Below are 19,218 nucleotides of genomic sequence, written 5' to 3'. Positions count from 1 at the left end.
CAACGCACGCCGAGCACCTCGGGAGTGCGGATCACCGCATCACCTATACCGATTACGTGGCGCTGATGACCAGTTCGATCACCTCGATCGTCAACATCATCACCTATGTGCTCATCGCGTTCGTGGCGGTGTCGCTGGTCGTCTCGTGCATCATGATCGGCATCATCACGCACATCTCCGTGATGGAACGCACCAAGGAGATCGGCATCCTGCGCGCGCTGGGCACCTCGAAGCGCAACATCTCGCAGGTGTTCAACGCGGAGACCATCATCATCGGCCTGTGCTCCGGCCTGCTCGGCGTTGGCCTGACCGCGCTGCTCACGATTCCCGCCAACGCCATGGTCGCCGGCCTGCTCGGCTCGGGCGGCACGCTGACCATCTCCCTGCCGATCGGCTACGCGGCGATACTCGTGGTCCTGAGCGTGGCCATCACCCTGATCGGCGGCCTGCTGCCCGCCCGCAAGGCCGCGCACAAGGACCCGGTCATCGCGCTGCGCACCGAGTAGGGCGGTCGGCTGGAGATATCGACCTCCGGACTGGACCCCATATCTAGTCCGACGGCCGTATGATAGAAACACGGGTGGTCCGGGACTGCTGCATGTAGCGGGGAGGCGTCATGGTCCCTATCGAGAATGTGTACGAACAGATCCGTGCGTTTGCCGCTGATGCCGGTGCGCGCAAGGTCGTGCTATTCGGATCTCGAGCAAAGGGCGTGAATCGTCCTAAAAGCGATATCGATCTTGCCGTGGCCGGATGTCCCGATTTCAATCGCTTGGAACAGAACCTTCAGGACAATCTGTGGTCACTGCTTAAAGTTGATGTCATCAATCTGGATGAGCCGATTTCCTCATCGCTGAGGGCGGAGATTGAGCGTAGCGGAAAGGTGCTGTATGAAAAAGTATGAGAATTACGTTTCCGCGCTGAATTCACTGCGCAAAGCTCCTGAACAGGATCTCAGCAATGATTTCATCCAGAGCGGGATCATTGACAAGTTCGAGTTGCAGTTTGAGCTTGGTTGGAAACTGTTCAAGGCGCTGCTGGCTTATGAGGGAGACCCTGTTTCCGCTTCCGGTTCCCCGCGAGATGTGCTCAAAACCGCTTTTCAATACTATGATTTCATGGACGAATCGTTGTGGCTGCGTATGCTGCGCGATCGCAACGATTCCGCTCATATCTACGATGAAGAACGAGCTCGGTGTCTTGTGGATGCCATCATCGCTGATTTCATTCCTGAATTCGAGCGTGTGAATCAGGGGTTGGCCGTTCGCTATGGCGAAGCGCTGAACGATTAGCGTGGCAGTGTATGACGCTGGGTATTGACGAGCGGATCAACGGGGTGAGCCTCGGCAACTGGCTGGTGCTGGAGAAGTGGATGAAGCCGGGGCTGTTCGCGGCCAGCGGCGAGGAGGACGAGATCCGGCTGCACCGGGCCATGGAACCGGCCGAGCTCGATACCCTGCTGCGGCGGCATCGCGATACCTATATCACCGAAGCCGATTTCCGGAACATCGCCGCGCATGGCTGCAATCTGGTGCGCATCCCCGTGCCGTATTTCATTTTCGGGGACGTGCCCGGCCATCCCGGGTGCCTCGGGTATCTGGACAAGGCCTTCGACTGGGCCGAGCGCGCCGGGCTCAGGATCCTCATCGACCTGCATACCGTGCCCGGCTCGCAGAACGGATTCGACAACGGCGGCCTCACCGGCGTGGTCCGCTGGCATCGCAGCCCGCGCGCGGTCGCCTTCGCGCTGGGCGTGCTGACCCGTCTGGCCGCTCGGTACCGGGGCCGCGCGGCGCTGTTCGGCATCGAAGTGCTCAACGAGCCGATCGATTGGCTGACGTATGCCACCTCCCCGTCGAGCCGACAGGCGAAAGACAAGGCCGAGGCGCGGGGAAGCGGGCCGGTTCCGATGGTCTTTCTCAAACGGTTCTACCGCGCGGCGTACCGCCGGTTGCGCCCGATTCTGGCCGAGCATCACATCATCGTGTTCCACGACGGCTTCCGGCTGGGCCGTTGGCGGGACTGGTTCGTGCGCGAAGGCATGCGGGGCGTCATGCTCGACACGCATGTCTACGTGGTCATGGCCGAACGGTTCCCGCTGCTCCGCGCGATTCCCGAGCGGTGGATGATGGGCTGCTACCGTCTGTTCGTCCGCTGGAACGCATGCCGCATCCGTTCGGCCTCCCGGTACACGCCGGTGATCGTCGGGGAGTGGTGCGTGGCCAACAATCTGGCGATCCGGATGATCGCCGGGCCTGCAAACGATGGCGATTCCACCGATGCGGACGCCGCTCGGGGCGCGTCCGCCATACGCGGTGTCTACCGTGAGGTCGCCGCCATGCAACGCCGGGCGTGGGATGCCTCCGCGGGCCAGATCTACTGGAGCTATCAGCTGCGCGGCGATCGCGCTCTCCTGCGTGGCCCCGATTCACGGGCGGATGCGCGGCGATTCGATCCCTGGGACCTCACCCACGTCTGGCACGCCGGTTGGATGTAGCGGTTCGTGTGCCCTTGTGATACGGGCTGATGTGTTTTCGGCTCGGATGGGTGTGTTTTCGGTGCGGATTACACGGTGCGGACCGGCACGGTCCCGCGCCGTTGCCGCCGTATGCCCGCGCCGGTGCCTGTGTGGCTGAGCGATGGCATTTCACTTGGCTGTGGCGTTTGCGCCGCCATATTTGATAATCTAATTACCAGCCGGTAGCCAGCGCGTCACCAATGGCCGGGCTCATGGACGAGCCTGGGCATGGGGTGGGGCGCCAAACCGGCGCGTGCGGTGCGCGTCATTGGGGAGCATGCTGCGCGGGACCATCCGGCGGACCGGATAACACGGCACGTCGGCAACCAGATAATCGAATAACCGGACCATCCGGCAGCGAAAGAAAGAGGCCTCATGAGCGAATCGACCTATCCATCCGTCAAGGATCTGACCCTCGAGGAGAAGGCATCCCTCACCTCGGGCGGCGATGTCTGGCATCTGCAGGGCGTCGAGTCCAAGGGCATCCCCGGCTACATGATCACCGACGGCCCCCATGGCCTGCGCAAATCCCTCGCCTCCAGCGCCGGCGAGACCGATCTCGACGCCTCCGTGCCGGCCACCTGCTTCCCGCCAGCTGCCGGCCTGTCCAGCTCGTGGAACCCGGAACTGATCCGCAAGGTCGGCGAGGCGATGGGCGAGGAGTGCATCCAGGAGAAGGTGGCGGTCATCCTCGGCCCCGGCGTCAACATCAAGCGCAACCCGCTCGGCGGGCGCTGCTTCGAATACTGGTCCGAAGACCCGTATCTGGCCGGTCACGAGGCGATCGGCATCGTCGAGGGCGTGCAGTCCAAGGGCGTCGGCACGTCCCTGAAGCACTTCGCCGCCAACAATCAGGAGACCGACCGCCTGCGCATCTCCGCCAACATCGGCCCGCGCGCCCTGCGCGAGATCTATCTGCCGGCCTTCGAACACATCGTCAAAACCGCCCAGCCGTGGACCGTCATGTGCTCCTACAACAGGATCAACGGCGTATACTCCGCGCAGAACCGCTGGCTGCTCACCGACGTGCTGCGCGGCGAATGGGGCTTCGAGGGCATCGTCATGTCCGACTGGGGCGCCGACCACGACCGCGTGGCTTCCCTCAACGCCGGTCTCAACCTCGAAATGCCGCCGAGCTACACCGACGACGAGATCGTCCACGCCGCCCGTGACGGCCGCATCGCCCCGGCCCAGCTCGACGCGATGGCCCAGGGCATGATCGATCTGGTGAACAGGACCCGCGCGGCGATGAGCGTCGACGATTACCGCTTCGACGTGGACGCCCACGACGAGGTGGCCCACCAGGCCGCCGTCGAATCCATCGTCATGCTCAAGAACGACGGCGCGATCCTGCCGCTCGACGCCGACGCGGCCTCCGGACAGAAGATCGCCGTGATCGGCGAATTCGCCCGCACCCCGCGCTATCAGGGCGGCGGTTCCTCGCATATCACCCCGACCAGGATGACCAGCTTCCTCGACGCGCTCGACGAGCGCGGCATCGCGGCCGAATTCGCCCCCGGCTTCACGCTCGACCTCGAACCGGCCGATCCCGCTCTGGAGGCGCAGGCCGTCGACGCGGCGAAGCGCGCCGACACCGTGCTCATGTTCCTCGGATTGCCGGAAGCCGCCGAATCCGAAGGCTTCGACCGCGAAACCCTCGACATTCCCGCCAAGCAGATCGCGCTGCTCGACGCCGTCGCCGCCGCGAACGATCAGGTGGTCGTCGTGCTGTCCAACGGCTCCGCCGTTTCCGTGGCCCCATGGGCCGGCCGCGCGAAGGGCATCCTCGAATCGTGGCTGCTCGGCCAAGCTGGCGGCCCGGCGCTCGCCGACGTGATCTTCGGCCGGACGAGCCCGTCCGGCAAGCTGGCGCAGACGATACCGATGGATATCAACGACGACCCGAGCATGGTCAACTGGCCCGGCGAGGAAGGCCACGTCGACTACGGCGAAGGCGTGTTCGTCGGCTACCGCTACTACGACACCTACGGCAAGGCCGTCGGCTATCCCTTTGGCTACGGCCTGAGCTACGCCACCTTCGAGATCTCCAAGGCGGCCGTGGCTAGGACCGGCGCGAACGCCGCCGTCGTCACCGCCACCGTGACCAACACCTCCGGTGTGGACGGCGCCGAAACCGTGCAGGTGTACGTGGCGCCTGGCAAGGCCGACGTGGCCCGGCCGCGCCACGAGCTCAAGGGCTTCGTGAAGGTGTTCCTCAAGGCCGGCGAGTCGGCGGATGTGGCCATCGACCTCGACGAGCGCGCCTTCGCCTACTGGTCCGAGCGATACGATGACTGGCACATCGAGTCCGGCGAATACGCGGTCGAGATCGGAACCAGCTCGCGCGACATCGCCGCCACCGTGACGGTCGCCCTCGAGGGCGACGGCAAGACGCAGCCGCTCACCGCATGGTCGACCTATGGCGAATGGTCGTCCGACCCTATCGGCGCCAAGGTGATGGCCGCGGTGGCCGCCGCGGGCGAGGCCGGCGAGCTGCCGAAGCTGCCCGACAACGCCATGATGAACATGTTCCTTATGGCCATGCCGATCAACTCGCTGCCGACGCTGATGAGCGAGGGCGGCAAGTCGATCACCCGGTTCATGCTCGACGAATACGCCAGGCTGACCAAGTAGGGTTCGCCGCCCTCGGATTCGGGCATGCTCCCGCTGGCGGGAGCCGGCTCGCGAAGCGAGACCGAGGGGCGGTTGGCACAACGCGGCGGGGCGGCCGGACACGGAGTGTGTCCGGCCGCCCCGCCGCGTTTGTTGTATGGCCGTGTCTCGCCGAGACGATGGGGTCGGGTGCGGGTGCGTGGAGACGAGAGGGCGGGAGCATGGGGGAGTACGTAGTTCGGGGATGAACATACGTCATGGTGGGGTGCGATCGAGCGTGGTCGGGCGAGTTAAACCCCCGTTATACCAGTTTTTTTGACGGCGTTTTACGGGGCATAACGAACATGTCGAATGTGAGAAAAACGGGTGAAATGCCCCCGGAATCAGGTTTACGTGCGCTTTCGCGAACCTTATTCGGGGGTCGCCGGAACCGTCACCCGATCGCTATGTTGTGTTGTGTGAGCGTCCAGAGAGGACGTGGGATCGCACCCCCCGCCGCGGATCGGCGGATGGGGTGCGGGTGAAAGCCTAAGGAAGATGGCATGTTCGAGAGGCTGAAGGGCCTTCGTGAGGAAGGCAGCGCGCGATACGGCGTGTTCGCGCGCGTGATCGCATTCGTCGCCGCGCTGTGCACGATGCTCATGTTGGTGCTGGTTCCGGCCTCGTCCTCCTATGCACTCGAGTCCAGCGTCAATGCTGCCGTGGGGTTTGAGCAGTACATCACCAACGCGGTGGTTTTCAAGCTGGAAAATGGCAGTTGGGTGCCAGTCACTTCCGTTACCGATGGCGATGGTATTAAGGTATCCATTGACTATACAATGCCGGCCGGTACGGTTACGGGCGAGAATCAGGAAATCACGTATCAGCTGCCCGCCGGTGTGAGGCCGATTCAGGACGAATCCGGCACGGTGTACCAAAGCAACACGCCTGTCGGCACCTACACCATCGAAACCGACGGCAAGATCACCATCACGTTCAACGACAACTTCGCGACCGGTGAAGCGTTCTCGGGCAATATCACCTTCCAAGGCACGGCCGAAAAGCAGGGGAGCGGAGACAGCAGCGACATCGATTTCGGTGGTGATACCGGCAAGGTCACCATCGAGAAGAGGGATGATCAGAACGACCTGACCGTCACCAAAACCGCAAGCCATTCCAGGCAGGACGGCGACAAGGTGGTGATCTCCTATACGGTCACCGCATCCACCGTGAACGGTACCGGCTCCGGTCCGGTCACGCTGAAGGACCAGCTGAAGAACGTCACCGGCGGTGGCGCGGCGACATATGACAAGGACACCATCAAGGTCGTCAAGGTCTCGGCGGATGGCACTGTATCCGATGTAAATATCAGTGGCAAGGTCAGCGACACGAACGATGCGTCGAACAACAAGCTCCCCGGATTCACTGTCGATAATTTGCCAGAGCTCGGTGCGGGTGAGAAGTACATCCTCACATACGATGTCGTGCTTGACGGCACCGCTGGTGATGGTTCAGGTCAGGTGGATAACGCTGCCGAAGCGGACGGTGGAAACAGTCACGGGAACATGTGGCATACCGAAACCATCGAGTCACGGATTCAGAAAAAAAGGTTGGTACGATTCCACAAAGGACCTGATCATGTGGACCATCATCGTCAACAACTCCGGATGCACCACGAGCGGTAACACCATCACCTGCTCCGATCTCGGCGGCGAGAAGGTTACCGACGCATTGCAGACCGACGGCGTCGACATCCAAGGCGATGTCGTCATCACCGGCAGCGACGGGTCGAAGCGCACGGTTTCGGCGCAGGAGTTCATGAGCAACGGCTATACGTTCCCTGAGGGCTCGACCGCGAAGACGTATACCATCGCCTATCAGACCAATGTCCCGCAAAGCGAAGCTGGGCATAAGGCCCAGGTCGAGAACCAGGCCACTATCAATAAGCCCGGCGAGGGGGACGGCAAAACGTCCACCGGCACGGTCGATGTCGCGAAGCGCGATTGGGGCGTCACCAAGTCGAACGACGGCAGCGAAACGGACCGTGCGGATGGCAAGACCGATACCCGCTGGAATGCCAACGTGACGATTCCGGCCAGTTGGAAAACCCTCACCTTCACCGATACGATCACCAACGCGGTCGATAAGGCCACGGGCACGGATCAGGGCGAAGGCACCCATTACGCCATCGCGGCGGAAGTGCAACGGGCCATCGAGCAGAACCTGCGAATGACGTTGTCGGACGGTTCATCACTGGACTATGCCGCGATGAACAAGCAGTTCAATATCTCCGTTACGTACGCCGATAAGGATGGCAATACTGTTGAGGCGACCGACGGCACGACGCAGGTGAAGAGCTTCTCCATCACCGTGACGCCGAAGTACACCGATAAGGACGGCAACGCGATCGTCGCCAACGCTGATGGCGAGACGGTCGCGGCGTCGGGATTGTCGCTGAGCTACGCCACGGTCATCGACTATTCAGGTATCGCCACAGATAGTACTTGGACGTTCAAGAACACGGCTCAGGTCGGTGGACATCACGCCGATGCCACGCACGACCACACCAAGGACAAGCCGCTTGAGAAGATGGTTGGTACGGTGGACGGCAACGGCAAGGTGTCGTACGTTGACCACTCCGGGAACACCAAGGTCGATTACGGCAAGACCAATGGCATCCTGTACTACCAGTTGCTTGTTCGTACGGACAAGACCACCAAGGGTAACATCACCGTGACCGACACGTTGCCGAAGGGCGCGACGCTGGTGACGGAAGGCGCTCATGCGCCGACAGCGGCGTTCTACGAAAATGATTACTACGTGTACCCCTTTGTAGGCGATTACACCATCGCTGAGCATTTCAATGCGACGGCAGGCACCACCGCCGACGACGGCACTACCCCGGTGACGTTCACCATCGACGATGGCTACAACAAGGACGGTAAGGCGCACGTCATCGCCATTCGCTACGCCGTTTCCATCAAGGATGATTCCTTCTGGAACGACCTGAGCCATACGACGAACAGCTATACCAACAAGGCGGAGTGGGGGGTGTTCCTATGTTTTTGTCAACTTTGTAGGGGTTGATGCGCCGGGGTTCTGGTGGGGTGTTTTCGGGCGTGCTTCGTCCCGCTGGCGGTGTCCGGCGTGTTCGTCGTGGCGTTCAGGCTGCGAGGGCGGGGTCTTGGTGGAGGGTTCCGTTTTTGAGCATGCTGTAGATGACGTCGCGGCGTCGTCGGGCGAGGCGGATGACGGCGGCGTTGCGGAGCATGAGAGCGGGTATGCGTTCGCACCGAAGCTGCGCATGAGCGTCGGCCGGCACGATATGCGCGATCTGCTGATCGCCCAGCAGGTCCGCCGCATCGACGAGCTGGAACACGAGGTGGACCGGCTGCGCCGCGAGTATGCCGGCAGGGTGGCCGGATGCGACTCCATCAACGGGGGCGCGGTGTACGGGGGCGAAACCGGCGTCGAGGCCGTCGCCTGATCCGGTCGGAGGGCCGGTGGGCCGCCGGTCCGTGGGCAAGCCGATCATCTCCGGCGTTGCCATGTCAGCCTGCTGAATAATGGTGCAGCGGCATCGCGACACGCCAATTGTTGTATCTACAACTGTTGTATATGATACACATTAGAGTGCTTTTCGGGGGTGCGTGATGCGCCGACCGCGCGCATCGTGCCGCCCATGAAAGGAGAGGTGATGGAGCACCGGACCCTCAGCCTTGACATGCAGTCGCTGAGCAAGGCGATCAACCGATATCTGGGCGAAACCATGCCGGAGTCCGCGCGCATCGCGACCGGCGGCAACGCGCATATCATCGTGTTCCTGGCCCGCAACCGGGGCAGGGAAATCTACCAGCACACCATCGAGGAAAAATTCGTCATCACCCGGTCGACCGCGTCCCGCGTGCTGGCCCTGATGGAGAAAAAGGGGCTGATCTCGCGCGAGCCGGTCGCCCACGACGCCCGATGCAAGCGGATCGTGCTCACCGACAAGGCCGACGCCATCGTCAATGACCTCAAGGCCAACGGCGACTACATGGAACGGCGCCTTGTCGAGGGCTTTTCCGCCGAGGAACAGTCCACGATGTGGGAGTACATCCAGCGCATGCGAGAGAACCTCGAGCGCGCGCAGAACGAATTCGAAGCGGCACATCCCCTCAGCCGGCTGCGCCGGCAGTTCCCCCCGGACGATGGGGTTCCGCGCCACCTGACGACAGACGACACGAAGGAGGAGAACAAGTGAGCAATACCGAAGAGGCAATTGCGCAGTCGCGCAAAGCCGTCGAGCCGGATAAGCCCAAGCATGTCATTCGCACGCTGGGCCAGTCGATCCGCGAATACAAGAAAGCCAGCATCCTGGCGCCGTTGCTCGTGGCGGTCGAAGGCATCCTGGAAATCCTAATCCCGACCATCATGGCCTCGCTGATCGATGAAGGCATCACTGGCGGCAGCATGCCGGCCACCATCAAATTCGGCGTGATCCTGTTGCTTTGCGCGGTGGTCTCGCTGGGTGCCGGCTTCCTGTCCGGAAAATTCGCGGCCATCGCCGGCGCCGGCTTCGCCAAGAACCTGCGCCAGGACCAGTTCAAGAAGGTGCAGGGCTTCAGCTTCACCAACATCGACCGGTTCTCCACCGGCTCGATCGTGACCCGCCTGACCACCGACGTGACGAACCTGCAGAACGCCTACATGATGATGATCCGCATGGGCGTGCGCGCCCCGATCATGGTGATCGTGGCCTGGATCTTCGCGTTCCGCATCTCCCCGTCGATCTCCCTGGTGTTCCTGGCCTGCATCCCGATCCTCGCGATCGGCCTGTGCGGGCTGGCCGTGCTCGTGCACCCCGTGTTCGAGCGCGTGTTCCACACCTATGACGCGCTGAACAACGTGGTCGACGAGAACCTGCAGGGCATCCGCGTGGTCAAGTCCTACAACCGCGAGTCCTTCGAGGTCTCCAAGTTCGGCCGCATCTCCGAGCGCATCTTCAAGGACTTCACCAAGGCCGAGCGCATCATGAGCTTCAACAGCCCGCTGATGATGGTCTGCGTCTACGCCTCGATGATCCTCATCGCCTGGATGGGCGCGCAGCAGATCGTCGCCTCCGGCAACAACCCGGCCGTGGGCCTGACCACCGGCGATCTGACCGCGCTGGTCACCTATGCCATGCAGATCCTCATGGCCATGATGATGCTGTCCATGATCTTCGTCATGGCCATCATCTCCCAGGCCTCCGCCGAGCGCATCTGCCAGGTGCTGCAGGAGGAAAGCACCGTGACGGACCCGGCCGATCCGGTGACCGGCATGGCCGATGGCTCCATCGAGTTCGACCACGTCACCTTCCGTTACTCCGACAGCTCCGAAAAGCCCGTGCTCGACGACATCAACCTCACGATCCGCTCCGGCATGACCGTCGGCATCGTCGGCGGCACCGGTTCGGCCAAGTCGAGCCTGGTGCAGCTCGTGCCGCGACTGTACGACGTGAGCTCCGGTTCGCTCAAGGTCGGCGGCGTGGACGTGCGCGACTACGACCTCGAGGCGTTGCGCGACCAGGCGGCCATGGTGCTGCAGAAGAACGTGCTGTTCTCTGGAACCATCGCCGAAAACCTGCGCTGGGGCAATCCGAACGCCACCGACGAGGAGATCCGTCACGCCGCGCGGCTCGCGCAGGCCGACGGATTCATCCAGGAATTCCCCGACAAGTACGATACGTACATCGAGCAGGGCGGCATCAACGTCTCCGGCGGTCAGCGCCAGCGCCTGTGCATCGCCCGCGCGCTGCTGAAGAAGCCGAAGATCCTGATCCTCGACGATTCGACCAGCGCCGTCGACACCAGGACCGACAAGCTGATCCGTGCCGCATTCCACAACGAGATCCCGGACACCACGAAGATCATCATCGCCCAGCGCGTGGCCTCCGTGCAGGAATCCGACATGATCCTCGTGATGGACAACGGCCGCATCATGGCCTCTGGCACGCACGACGAGCTGCTCGGCACCTGCGACGAATACCGTTCCATCTACGAATCCCAGACCAAGAACCAGGCGCAGCCGGACGCCATCTCTGGCTCCCCCTCGCAGGGGGAGCTGTCGCCTCAGGCGACTGAGGGGGTTACCGGTGAACCGGTTGCCGCTGAGCCAGCCGAAACCGTGACGGTGACAGTAACTATGCCCACGACCGATACCGATGCGGCCGACACCAAGGAAGGAGAGGCGCGATGAGCAACGACCAGAGCTTCAAGAACCGCAAGCCCGCCATGGGCAAAGCCGAACCTGGCACCATCAAGCGCATCTTCGGCTATATCTTCCAGTACAAGTGGCGCGTCATCGCCATCGTGGCGTGCATCCTGATCGGCGCCGCCGCGCAGGCCGGTTCCGCGCTGTTCCTCCAGTCGCTGATCGACACCTACATCCTGCCGATGGTGGGGGAGTCGAACCCGGACTGGGCGCCGCTGCTGCGCGCGATCACGTTCATGGGCTGCCTGTACGTGGCCGGCATCGTGGCGTCCTGGGCCTGGCAGTGGCTGATCGTCACCGTCGAGCAGGGCACGCTGAAGAAGATCCGCGACGACATGTTCGCCCACCAGCAGAAGCTGCCGATCCGCTATTTCGACAGCCATGAGCACGGCGACATCATGAGCCACTACACGAACGACACCGATACGCTGCGCCAGGCGATCTCGCAGTCGTTCCCGCAGATGTTCTCCTCGATCATCTCCGCGATCGCGGCGCTGCTGTCCATGCTGTGGCTCTCGATCCCGTTCACCGCGTTCGTGATCGTGTTCACCGTCCTGCTCTACTTTATCGTGCGCAAGATCGTGAGCCGCTCCGGCCGCTACTTCGTCAAGCAGCAGGTGTGGATCGGCGACGTGAACGCCTTCGTGGAGGAGTCCGTCAACGGCCAGAAGGTCATCAAGGTCTTCAACCACGAAGACGCCACCCAGAAGACCTTCGACGAGAAGAACGAGGAGCTCTTCGAGGCGTCCGCCGAGGCGAACACCTGGGGCAATGTCACCATGCCGGTCGTCGGCAACATGGGCTACCTGCTGTACATCCTGCTCGCCATCATCGGCGCCGCCGTCTCGCTGGCCGGCGTCAACGACATCGGCCTGACCGGCGTCAAGCCGCTCACCCTCGGCACGCTCGTCTCCCTGCTGACCCTGTCCCGCTCGTTCATCAACCCGATCGGCCAGGTCTCCCAGCAGCTGACCATGGTGATGATGGCGCTCGCTGGCGCCTCGCGTATCTTCAAGCTGATGGATGAGCCGATCGAGTCCGACAACGGCACCGTCACCCTCGTCAACGTCGAACTCGGCGAGGACGGGCGCACGATGAAAGAGGTCGACCGCGAGACCGGCCACTGGGCGTGGAAGCGCGAGGCCGGCGACGACGGCACGCGGTCCCTGAAGGCCGCCGAGAAGCTGCGCGGTTCCGCCCGTGACGTGGCGATGAAGGCCAAGGAGCAGGCGATCACCTCGCCTGACGGGCGCTACACGCTGCTGCGTGGCGACGTGCGCTTCACCAACGTGACCTTCGGCTACAACCCGGACAAGCCGGTGCTGCACGACATCACCTGGTTCGCCAAGCCCGGCCAGAAGATCGCGCTCGTCGGCGCAACCGGCGCCGGCAAGACCACGGTGACCAACCTCATCAACCGCTTCTACGATATCCAGGAAGGGCAGATCCTGTACGACGGCATCTCCGTGGCCGGCATCAAGAAGCCCGACCTGCGCCGCTCGCTGGGCATCGTGCTGCAGGACGTGAACCTGTTCACCGGCACCGTGATGGACAACATCCGGTACGGCCGCCTGAACGCCACCGATGCGGAGTGCATCGAGGCCGCGCGCCTGGTCAATGCGGACGGCTTCATCCGCATGCTGCCCAAGGGCTACGACACGATCCTCGAGGGTGACGGCTCCGGCCTGTCCCAAGGCCAGCGCCAGCTGATCTCCATCGCGCGCGCCGCGGTGGCCGACCCGCCGGCGCTGATCCTCGACGAGGCCACGTCGTCGATCGACACCCGCACCGAGGAGGTCGTGCAGGCCGGCATGGACAACCTGATGAAGGGCCGTACGGTCTTCGTCATCGCCCACCGCCTGTCCACCGTGCGCAACTCCGACGTGATCATGGTGCTCGATCACGGCAACATCATCGAGCGCGGCTCGCACGACGAGCTGATCGCGCAGCGAGGGGAATATTACCAGCTTTACACGGGTGCCGTGGAGCTGGAGTAATCGGAACGGACTGCCTGCGGCAGCCGACTGGGGTGGTCATGGCTCGGTCTTCGGGCTATGACCATCTTTTGGGATCGGGCTCCGTGTCGACGAATGATCCGACGGGACGCCCCGGGCATGTCCGCCGAGTGCGGGACGAGCCGTCAATGTCACCGTACGGTAAGGTGCGGGGGATAACGTGAATGGGGTGAATGCCCGCAATACGGATGAAAGGTGCTGGTAATGGCACGGGATGACGATCGTACCAAGGGTCGGCCGCTGACCGAGGAGCAACTGCGGATGGTCAGCGATCTGGCGGCGGCGCCGAGCAATGCCGAGGAGTCGAAGATCGAGACCTTCCGCCGGCTGCGCGGGCGCGAGCGCTGGGCGTTCTTCCGGGAGCACTTCCTCGGGTGGAGCCTGCTGGCGGTCGGCATCGTCGCGCTGGTCGTGGCGATCGTCGTGCATATGCTCAATCCCGCGCCGCAGATGCGCCTCGAGATCATGGTGATGGACATGGTCGAGGACTCGCAGAGCATCGACGCCATGTCGGAGGAGTTCGCCAAGGCCGCCGGCGCCGACCCCGACACCATCTATTTCGATTCGACCTACACGTCGTCGAGCTCGTACACGGACGGTTCGGACGCCAAGCTGTCGACCCAGTACTACATGGGCAACCTGACGGCCATCATCGCGCCGAAGGACGCCTTCCAGACCATCGTGTCGCGGGGCATGATCGTGCCGCTCGACGAGGCGCTGGGCAAGGACGAGGCGGCGAAGCTGGCCGATGACGCGCAGGAGTTCGATTCGCCGACGAAGTCCGACGAGGACGATTCGATCACGACCGACGGCGAGCCGTACGCCTATGGGCTGAATCTGTCGCGTTCCTCGACGTGGACCGGCCGTTTCGGCACCGATGAGCCCAACGGCGACATGTATCTCGGCTTTGTCCGGGACGCGCATACCACGGATCTGATCGGCGCGCTGATCGATTATCTCGCATTCGAGTAGGGCGGTCTTGCTTCCGTCCTTAGCCTTGGGGCAGAGTAGGCGAGGCATGGACCTTGTTGGCATGTCGCACAAGCTGCTATATATGACCCCTAAAGGTATGGCTAAGGTATGGCGGAGGCTCTCCGCTGCCTGTGGTTGTGTCTGGCGCCTCTGGGCGTTCAGTATGCTTTCCGCGATGTCGGCAGTGATGGTACGCTACACTGGAAAGTAAAGAAATTTACTGAATGCGACGTATGACCATACTTGCGCCGCGCCGCGCGGTGCGCATGCGTGCCATACGGGCCATATCGAGGGGAGAGCCGATCATGGTCACGATCAGGGAAATAGCGCAGCGCGCGGGATACTCCCAGGCCACGGTATCCAGGCTGCTCAACGGCGACCCGACGCTGTCGGTCAAGGACGATACGCGGCGCAAGATCATCGCGGTGAGCGAGGAACTGGGCTATGCCACCCAGACGCCGCGCATCGCCTTGCCCCGCGCGGTCGCGGTGCTCAGCAACTTCACTCCCGACGAGGACCTTCAGGACGCGTATTTCAACGAATTGCGCGACGTGCTGGAACGCAGCGCGGGCCGGCAGCGCATGGACCTGACCTCGTTTTCGACGATCGGCGAACTGATCGGGCAGGCCGCCCATTTCGACGGCTTCATCGCCATCGGCCCGTCGCTGCTGTCTGCCGGCGATCTGCACGCCCTGCACGCCGTATTGCCGTACGGCGTGTTCATCGACGTCAACCCCGCGCCCGATCTGTTCGATTCGGTGCAGCCGGATCTGAGCCAGACCATTCTCGACGCGCTGGACCGGCTGATCGCCTCCGGCAAGCGTCGCATCGGGTACATCGGCGGCACCGGCTACACCATGGGGCTGCACGGCTACCCCGAGGACAGCCGGCTGATCGCCTTCCGCAACTGGAGCGAGCGGCTTGGCGTGGAGACCGATGGGCTGATCTACGCGGGCGGCGCGTTCACCGTCGACAACGGCCGCAGGCTCGGCGAGCTGGCCATCCGCGATCATGCCGGCGCGCTGCCGGACGCATTCGTCATCGCCGCCGACTCGATCGCGGTCGGCGCGCTGCAGGCGTTCAATGCGGCCGGCGTGCTGATCCCGCGAGACACGAGCGTGGTGAGCATCAACGACCAGTCGATCGCGCGATACACCTCGCCGCCGCTGACCACCTATGCGATCGACCAGAACGAGCTGGCCGACACCGCCATCACCATGCTGGCCGAGGCGATCGCGCGCCGCCGCGCCGTGCGGCACCACACCTTCATCTCCACGCCGCTGGTAGTGCGCGGCAGCTTCGTGCCCGCACACTGAGCCGGCCAGCAGGCACGGGGCCGGGGGACGCACGGGATGCGGCCCCCGGCGGATTAATCAGATCAGTTCGAGCGTCACGTCGAGCGTGTACGGGCGGTCCGCGGGCAGCTGATAGGCCTCATGCACGGGCGCGCCCCACGAATCGTCGCCGCCGACGCCCATCTGGGCGGCGAGCAGACGCAGGAACGTATGCCGCACGGCGGGCAGCTCGTCGGCGTGCGTCGCCTCTTCGAGCATGAGCGAGCTGTAGGGCAGCAGGCTCGCCGCGAAGGGCTCGTCGCCGGCCTGGCTCACGCGCATGCCGTGGCCGTCGCCGTCGGTCACCTCGGCCCAGCGCACGCCCTCATGGTTGCCGGTCTCCTGCGGCACCAGGTACGCGGCGCAATCCTCGGACGCGGTCCGCTCGAAGACACCGAGCCTGGCGCCATGCAGGCGGTCGCGGTACGTCTCCTCGGGGCCGAGACCATAGAACCGCAGATTCGCGTACTGCTCGGGCAGCATCCATTCCAAGCCGAACGCCGGCAGCGTCGGCGCCTGCGCCCCGCCCGGATAGTTCACTGTCAGGCGGATGCGCCCGCTGGAGGCATCCACCGCGTAGCGGACGGTCACTGCAGTGCGGTTCGGCTCGGCCAGCGCGTAGGTGTACTCGGCGGTCACGCCGGCGTCGGTGCGTTCGATGCGCGTGCCGGTGACGCTCGCGTAGCGGCCGGCCCCGAACCATTGCGCGCGGTCGAAGCCGCTCGCGTTGCCGCGGTCGTTGTCGATCAGCGGGCGGAAGCAGGTGATCGAGGGTCGCCGGATCACCATCTCGCGGCCGTCCCGCACAAAGGAGATGATGCCGCCGTGCGCCCGCGACAGCAGGATTTCGCTGTCCGGGGTCCTGACGCCGATGTTCCAGCGGCCCATCGTCACCGAGCCGGAACCCGACGGGGACGATGGGCCGGCATCGGATTCGCCGGAATCCGCGCGCGCGGCCGGATCCGGCGCGGCGGCCACGCCGTCGACGCGCTCCGTGAACTGGCCGAAGGTGATCTCGTATCCGGCCGGAGCCCACGGCGTCGACTCGGCGAGCCGCTGGCTGACCTCGTACGTGACCTCGACGATCGTGCCGTCCGCGCCGAGCCCGCGTGCGCCGGCCGCAAGGGCTGCGGCATCCGGGAACATGATCGGGAACTCGCGCGTCTCGCCGGCGGCCACCGCGAACCGGCAGTCGGCCTGCCAGCGCGGCTCTCCGTTCACCAGCATGCGCGCGGTGAACAGGTCGCCCTCCGTGGAACGGAACAGGTTGCCGTTGGCGATCGCCACGCCGTGGCCGTTCGGCGTGATCGTCACGTTCGCATACAGCCGCTTGACCTCCTGCAGCTTCGGCGTCGGCGTGCGGTCGGCGAACACCAGGCCGTTGCCGGAGAACTCGTAATCGCACGGGCGGTCGCCGAAATCGCCGCCGTAGGCGAGCCGCTCGGTGCCGTCGCCGATGCGCTGCCAGATCGCCTGATCGATGAAGTCCCAGATGAACCCGCCCTGATAGTGCGGGTAGCGTTCCAGAGCGACGTATTCGTGCAGCCCGCCGACCGAATTGCCCATGGCGTGCATGTACTCGCAGGAGAGGTACGGCTTGCGCGGGTCATCGGTCAGATACCGTTCGATCTCATCGGGCTTGGCGTACATGCGCGTTTCGATGTCGGTGACGTCCTCGTAGTCGCGGTTCCACGTCATGCCCTCGTAATGGACCGGCCGGGTCGGGTCGGCGGTGTGCGCGAAGCGGTACATCGCGCGGAACACGTCGCCCGCGTACGATTCGTTGCCCAGCGACCAGATCAGCACGCTCGGGTGGTTGCGGTCCCTGCCGATCATATTGGCGACGCGGTCCACGCACGCGCCGAGCCACCGCTCGTCGCTGCCCGGCACGGCGGTGTCGGACATTACCACGTCGCCGGGGGAGGACCAGGTGCCGTGCGTCTCGAGGTTCGTCTCGTCGATCAGGTAGATGCCGTACTCGTCGCACAGTTCGTACCAGCGTGACTGGTTCGGGTAGTGCGAGGCGCGGATGGCGTTGATGTTGTTGCGCTTGCATATGGTCAGATCGGCGATCATGTCGGCTTCGGTGATGGCGCGGCCCCGGCGCGCGTCGAACTCATGGCGGTCGGCGCCCCTGAACACGATGCGCTTGCCGTTAAGCGTCATGATGCCGTCGACTATGGCGAAGCGGCGGAAGCCGAACCGCTGCGGCACCACTTCGATGATCTCGCCCGAATCGCTCGTCAGGGTGATCGTCAGCGTGTACAGACGGGGGTCCTCGGCGCTCCAGGGGAGCACAGAGGCCAGCGCCGTGCCGAAGCGGATCGCGGCGGTGCCGATCGTGCTGTCGGTGAACCGGGAGCCGTCGAGGGTGTCGACGATGGAGGCGACGTCGTAATCATCGCACCACAGCACGGATCCGTCGGTGTCGGCCAGCGAGACCTTGGCGCGGCCGGCCCTGTCGGCGTCCCGGACGATGGCGCGCACGTCCAGCGTGCCGCCGCCGCTCACATGGTCGTAATCCGCGGTGACGTGCAGGTCCTCGATGTGCGCGGCCGGCTGTGCGGTGATCTCGACGCTGCGGAACAGGCCGTGCAGGCGCCAGAAGTCCTGGTCCTCGAGCCAGCTGGCGCTCGCGAATTCGTAGCAGGCGACGGTCAGGATATTGCCGTCCTCGCGCAGGGCGGCGGTGACGTCGAACTCGCTGGGGGTGAAGGAATCCTCCGCATAGCCGATGAACGCGCCGTTGAGCCACACGTAGATCGCGGTTGCGGCGCCGTGGAAGGTGACGGTGACGCGGCGGCCGGCCCGCAGGGCGGCCTGTATCGTCGCGCTCGGGGCGAAGTCGCGCCGGTAGACCGCGACATGGCCGTGATCCGGGATATCCGGCGCCTTCGGGTCGGCGTGGCCGTCCCACGGATACTGCTGGTTGACGTACTTGGGGGTGAGCAGCCCGGCCATTTCCAGCATGGAGGGGACCTCGACGCCGCTGAAGGCGGTGTCGTCGTAGTCCGGCAGCGCGAAATCGGGGGTTGCGTTGGCGGTGGTTGGGCTGGTCGGGCTGGTTGCGTTGGTTTGGGCGGTGGCGGGAGCGGCGTTGCCGGCGGCGGCTGCAGTGGCGGTGGGGAAGGAGGGGAAGGCGTGGCGGGGCGCCTCGGTGACGGCGACGCGCCACCGGCCGTCCAGGCTTTGCCTGAGTCCCATCGTCTCGCCCGGCAGCGGCGCGTGGTCGTAGAAGCGGTGATCGGAGTGCGCGGGTTCGCGGTTGACGGCGAACACGGTCGGGTCGGTCAGCCAATCCATGCAGGCTGCGGTGGCGACGAGTTTCGATGAGGACATGAATTCCAGCTTTCCTTGTCGGTCGGTGACGATCACTGCCGGCGGTCGATGCGTGACGGCGTAACGTCGTTGTTCATTACACAGAGGTAAAACTCTTTACTGAATAAGGTAATGGTTTTGCTGGGGAAAAGCAAGTGCTCGTTATGTCGGTGTGGTGCGTCCTGGCGGATCCGGTGCGCTCCGATTGTGACGGATATGGGTGAGATCGAGGGGA

The 19,218-nt window shown here is 64.1% G+C and carries 12 protein-coding genes and 2 pseudogenes; 13 read left to right on the top strand and 1 reads right to left on the bottom strand.

The features are described from left to right. Nucleotides 1-32: 32 nt before the first annotated feature. The 13 genes and pseudogenes from BBSC_RS09685 to BBSC_RS09630 all read left to right on the top strand — a co-directional run. Nucleotides 33-506 (top strand): annotated as a pseudogene (locus BBSC_RS09685) (ABC transporter permease); the annotation flags it as partial. 110 nt (nt 507-616) lie between these two features. Further along, nucleotides 617-904 carry a nucleotidyltransferase family protein gene (locus tag BBSC_RS13400; RefSeq protein ID WP_049183469.1) on the top strand — a complete coding sequence of 96 codons (288 nt, stop codon included), beginning with the start codon at nt 617-619 and terminating at the stop codon, nt 902-904. Further along, complete coding sequence (locus BBSC_RS09680; protein WP_033519122.1) at nt 891-1,292, top strand: nucleotidyltransferase substrate binding protein; 402 nt, start codon at nt 891-893, stop codon at nt 1,290-1,292. Before BBSC_RS13400 ends, BBSC_RS09680 begins: the two co-directional genes overlap by 14 nt. A gap of 11 nt (nt 1,293-1,303) precedes the next feature. Continuing rightward, nucleotides 1,304-2,497: a glycoside hydrolase family 5 protein gene (locus BBSC_RS09675; RefSeq protein ID WP_033519121.1), complete on the top strand. Its 1,194-nt coding sequence runs from the start codon at nt 1,304-1,306 to the stop codon at nt 2,495-2,497. Between the two features lie 396 nt (nt 2,498-2,893). Then, a complete protein-coding gene (locus BBSC_RS09670) occupies nt 2,894-5,152 on the top strand; it encodes an exo-alpha-(1->6)-L-arabinopyranosidase (protein WP_033519120.1) in 2,259 nt (752 codons plus the stop codon). 521 nt (nt 5,153-5,673) lie between these two features. After that, the gene (locus BBSC_RS14270; protein ID WP_033517885.1) at nt 5,674-6,795 is read left to right on the top strand and encodes an Ig-like domain-containing protein; all 1,122 of its coding nucleotides are present in this window, start codon (nt 5,674-5,676) and stop codon (nt 6,793-6,795) included. Then, entirely contained in the window at nt 6,749-8,197 is a 1,449-nt protein-coding gene (locus BBSC_RS09660) for a hypothetical protein (RefSeq protein WP_033517883.1), read from the top strand. Before BBSC_RS14270 ends, BBSC_RS09660 begins: the two co-directional genes overlap by 47 nt. A gap of 196 nt (nt 8,198-8,393) precedes the next feature. Then, nucleotides 8,394-8,597 (top strand): annotated as a pseudogene (locus BBSC_RS09655) (hypothetical protein); the annotation flags it as partial. Between the two features lie 210 nt (nt 8,598-8,807). Continuing rightward, nucleotides 8,808-9,353, top strand: coding sequence for a MarR family winged helix-turn-helix transcriptional regulator (locus BBSC_RS09650; RefSeq protein WP_081892911.1), 546 nt, complete (start codon nt 8,808-8,810; stop codon nt 9,351-9,353). 17 nt (nt 9,354-9,370) lie between these two features. After that, entirely contained in the window at nt 9,371-11,329 is a 1,959-nt protein-coding gene (locus tag BBSC_RS09645; RefSeq protein ID WP_375713304.1) for an ABC transporter ATP-binding protein, read from the top strand. Then, nucleotides 11,326-13,341 (top strand): ABC transporter ATP-binding protein, encoded by a 2,016-nt coding sequence (locus tag BBSC_RS09640; RefSeq protein ID WP_033517878.1) that lies wholly within the window; start codon nt 11,326-11,328, stop codon nt 13,339-13,341. The genes BBSC_RS09645 and BBSC_RS09640 overlap by 4 nt, the downstream gene beginning before the upstream one ends. 222 nt (nt 13,342-13,563) lie before the next feature. Further along, nucleotides 13,564-14,331, top strand: a complete 768-nt coding sequence (locus BBSC_RS09635; RefSeq protein ID WP_033517875.1) for a hypothetical protein — start codon at nt 13,564-13,566, stop codon at nt 14,329-14,331. Nucleotides 14,332-14,636: 305 nt separating this feature from the next. Beyond that, nucleotides 14,637-15,647 (top strand): LacI family DNA-binding transcriptional regulator, encoded by a 1,011-nt coding sequence (locus BBSC_RS09630; RefSeq protein WP_033517873.1) that lies wholly within the window; start codon nt 14,637-14,639, stop codon nt 15,645-15,647. Nucleotides 15,648-15,704: 57 nt separating this feature from the next. Here the strand turns inward: BBSC_RS09630 and BBSC_RS09625 are convergent, their stop codons facing one another. Then, the gene (locus BBSC_RS09625; RefSeq protein ID WP_033517870.1) at nt 15,705-19,004 is read right to left on the bottom strand and encodes a glycoside hydrolase family 2 TIM barrel-domain containing protein; all 3,300 of its coding nucleotides are present in this window, start codon (nt 19,002-19,004) and stop codon (nt 15,705-15,707) included. Between the last annotated feature and the right edge of the window lie 214 nt (nt 19,005-19,218).

This window comes from Bifidobacterium scardovii JCM 12489 = DSM 13734 (assembly GCF_001042635.1).
Classification (GTDB): Bacteria; Actinomycetota; Actinomycetes; order Actinomycetales; family Bifidobacteriaceae; genus Bifidobacterium; species Bifidobacterium scardovii.
The sequence above is the reverse complement of the archived record's forward strand: the minus strand, read 5'-3'. Positions and strand labels throughout refer to the sequence as shown.

Bases quoted from the DNA above. Each gene is read 5' to 3' on its own strand.
- BBSC_RS09670 (WP_033519120.1), top strand. From the start codon at position 2,894: ATGAGCGAATCGACCTATCCATCCGTCAAGGATCTGACCCTCGAGGAG.
- BBSC_RS09630 (WP_033517873.1), top strand. From the start codon at position 14,637: ATGGTCACGATCAGGGAAATAGCGCAGCGCGCGGGATACTCCCAGGCC.
- BBSC_RS13400 (WP_049183469.1), top strand. From the start codon at position 617: ATGGTCCCTATCGAGAATGTGTACGAACAGATCCGTGCGTTTGCCGCT.
- BBSC_RS09675 (WP_033519121.1), top strand. From the start codon at position 1,304: ATGACGCTGGGTATTGACGAGCGGATCAACGGGGTGAGCCTCGGCAAC.
- BBSC_RS09625 (WP_033517870.1), bottom strand. From the start codon at position 19,004: ATGTCCTCATCGAAACTCGTCGCCACCGCAGCCTGCATGGATTGGCTG.
- BBSC_RS09640 (WP_033517878.1), top strand. From the start codon at position 11,326: ATGAGCAACGACCAGAGCTTCAAGAACCGCAAGCCCGCCATGGGCAAA.
- BBSC_RS09635 (WP_033517875.1), top strand. From the start codon at position 13,564: ATGGCACGGGATGACGATCGTACCAAGGGTCGGCCGCTGACCGAGGAG.
- BBSC_RS14270 (WP_033517885.1), top strand. From the start codon at position 5,674: ATGTTCGAGAGGCTGAAGGGCCTTCGTGAGGAAGGCAGCGCGCGATAC.
- BBSC_RS09680 (WP_033519122.1), top strand. From the start codon at position 891: ATGAAAAAGTATGAGAATTACGTTTCCGCGCTGAATTCACTGCGCAAA.
- BBSC_RS09650 (WP_081892911.1), top strand. From the start codon at position 8,808: ATGGAGCACCGGACCCTCAGCCTTGACATGCAGTCGCTGAGCAAGGCG.
- BBSC_RS09660 (WP_033517883.1), top strand. From the start codon at position 6,749: ATGTGGACCATCATCGTCAACAACTCCGGATGCACCACGAGCGGTAAC.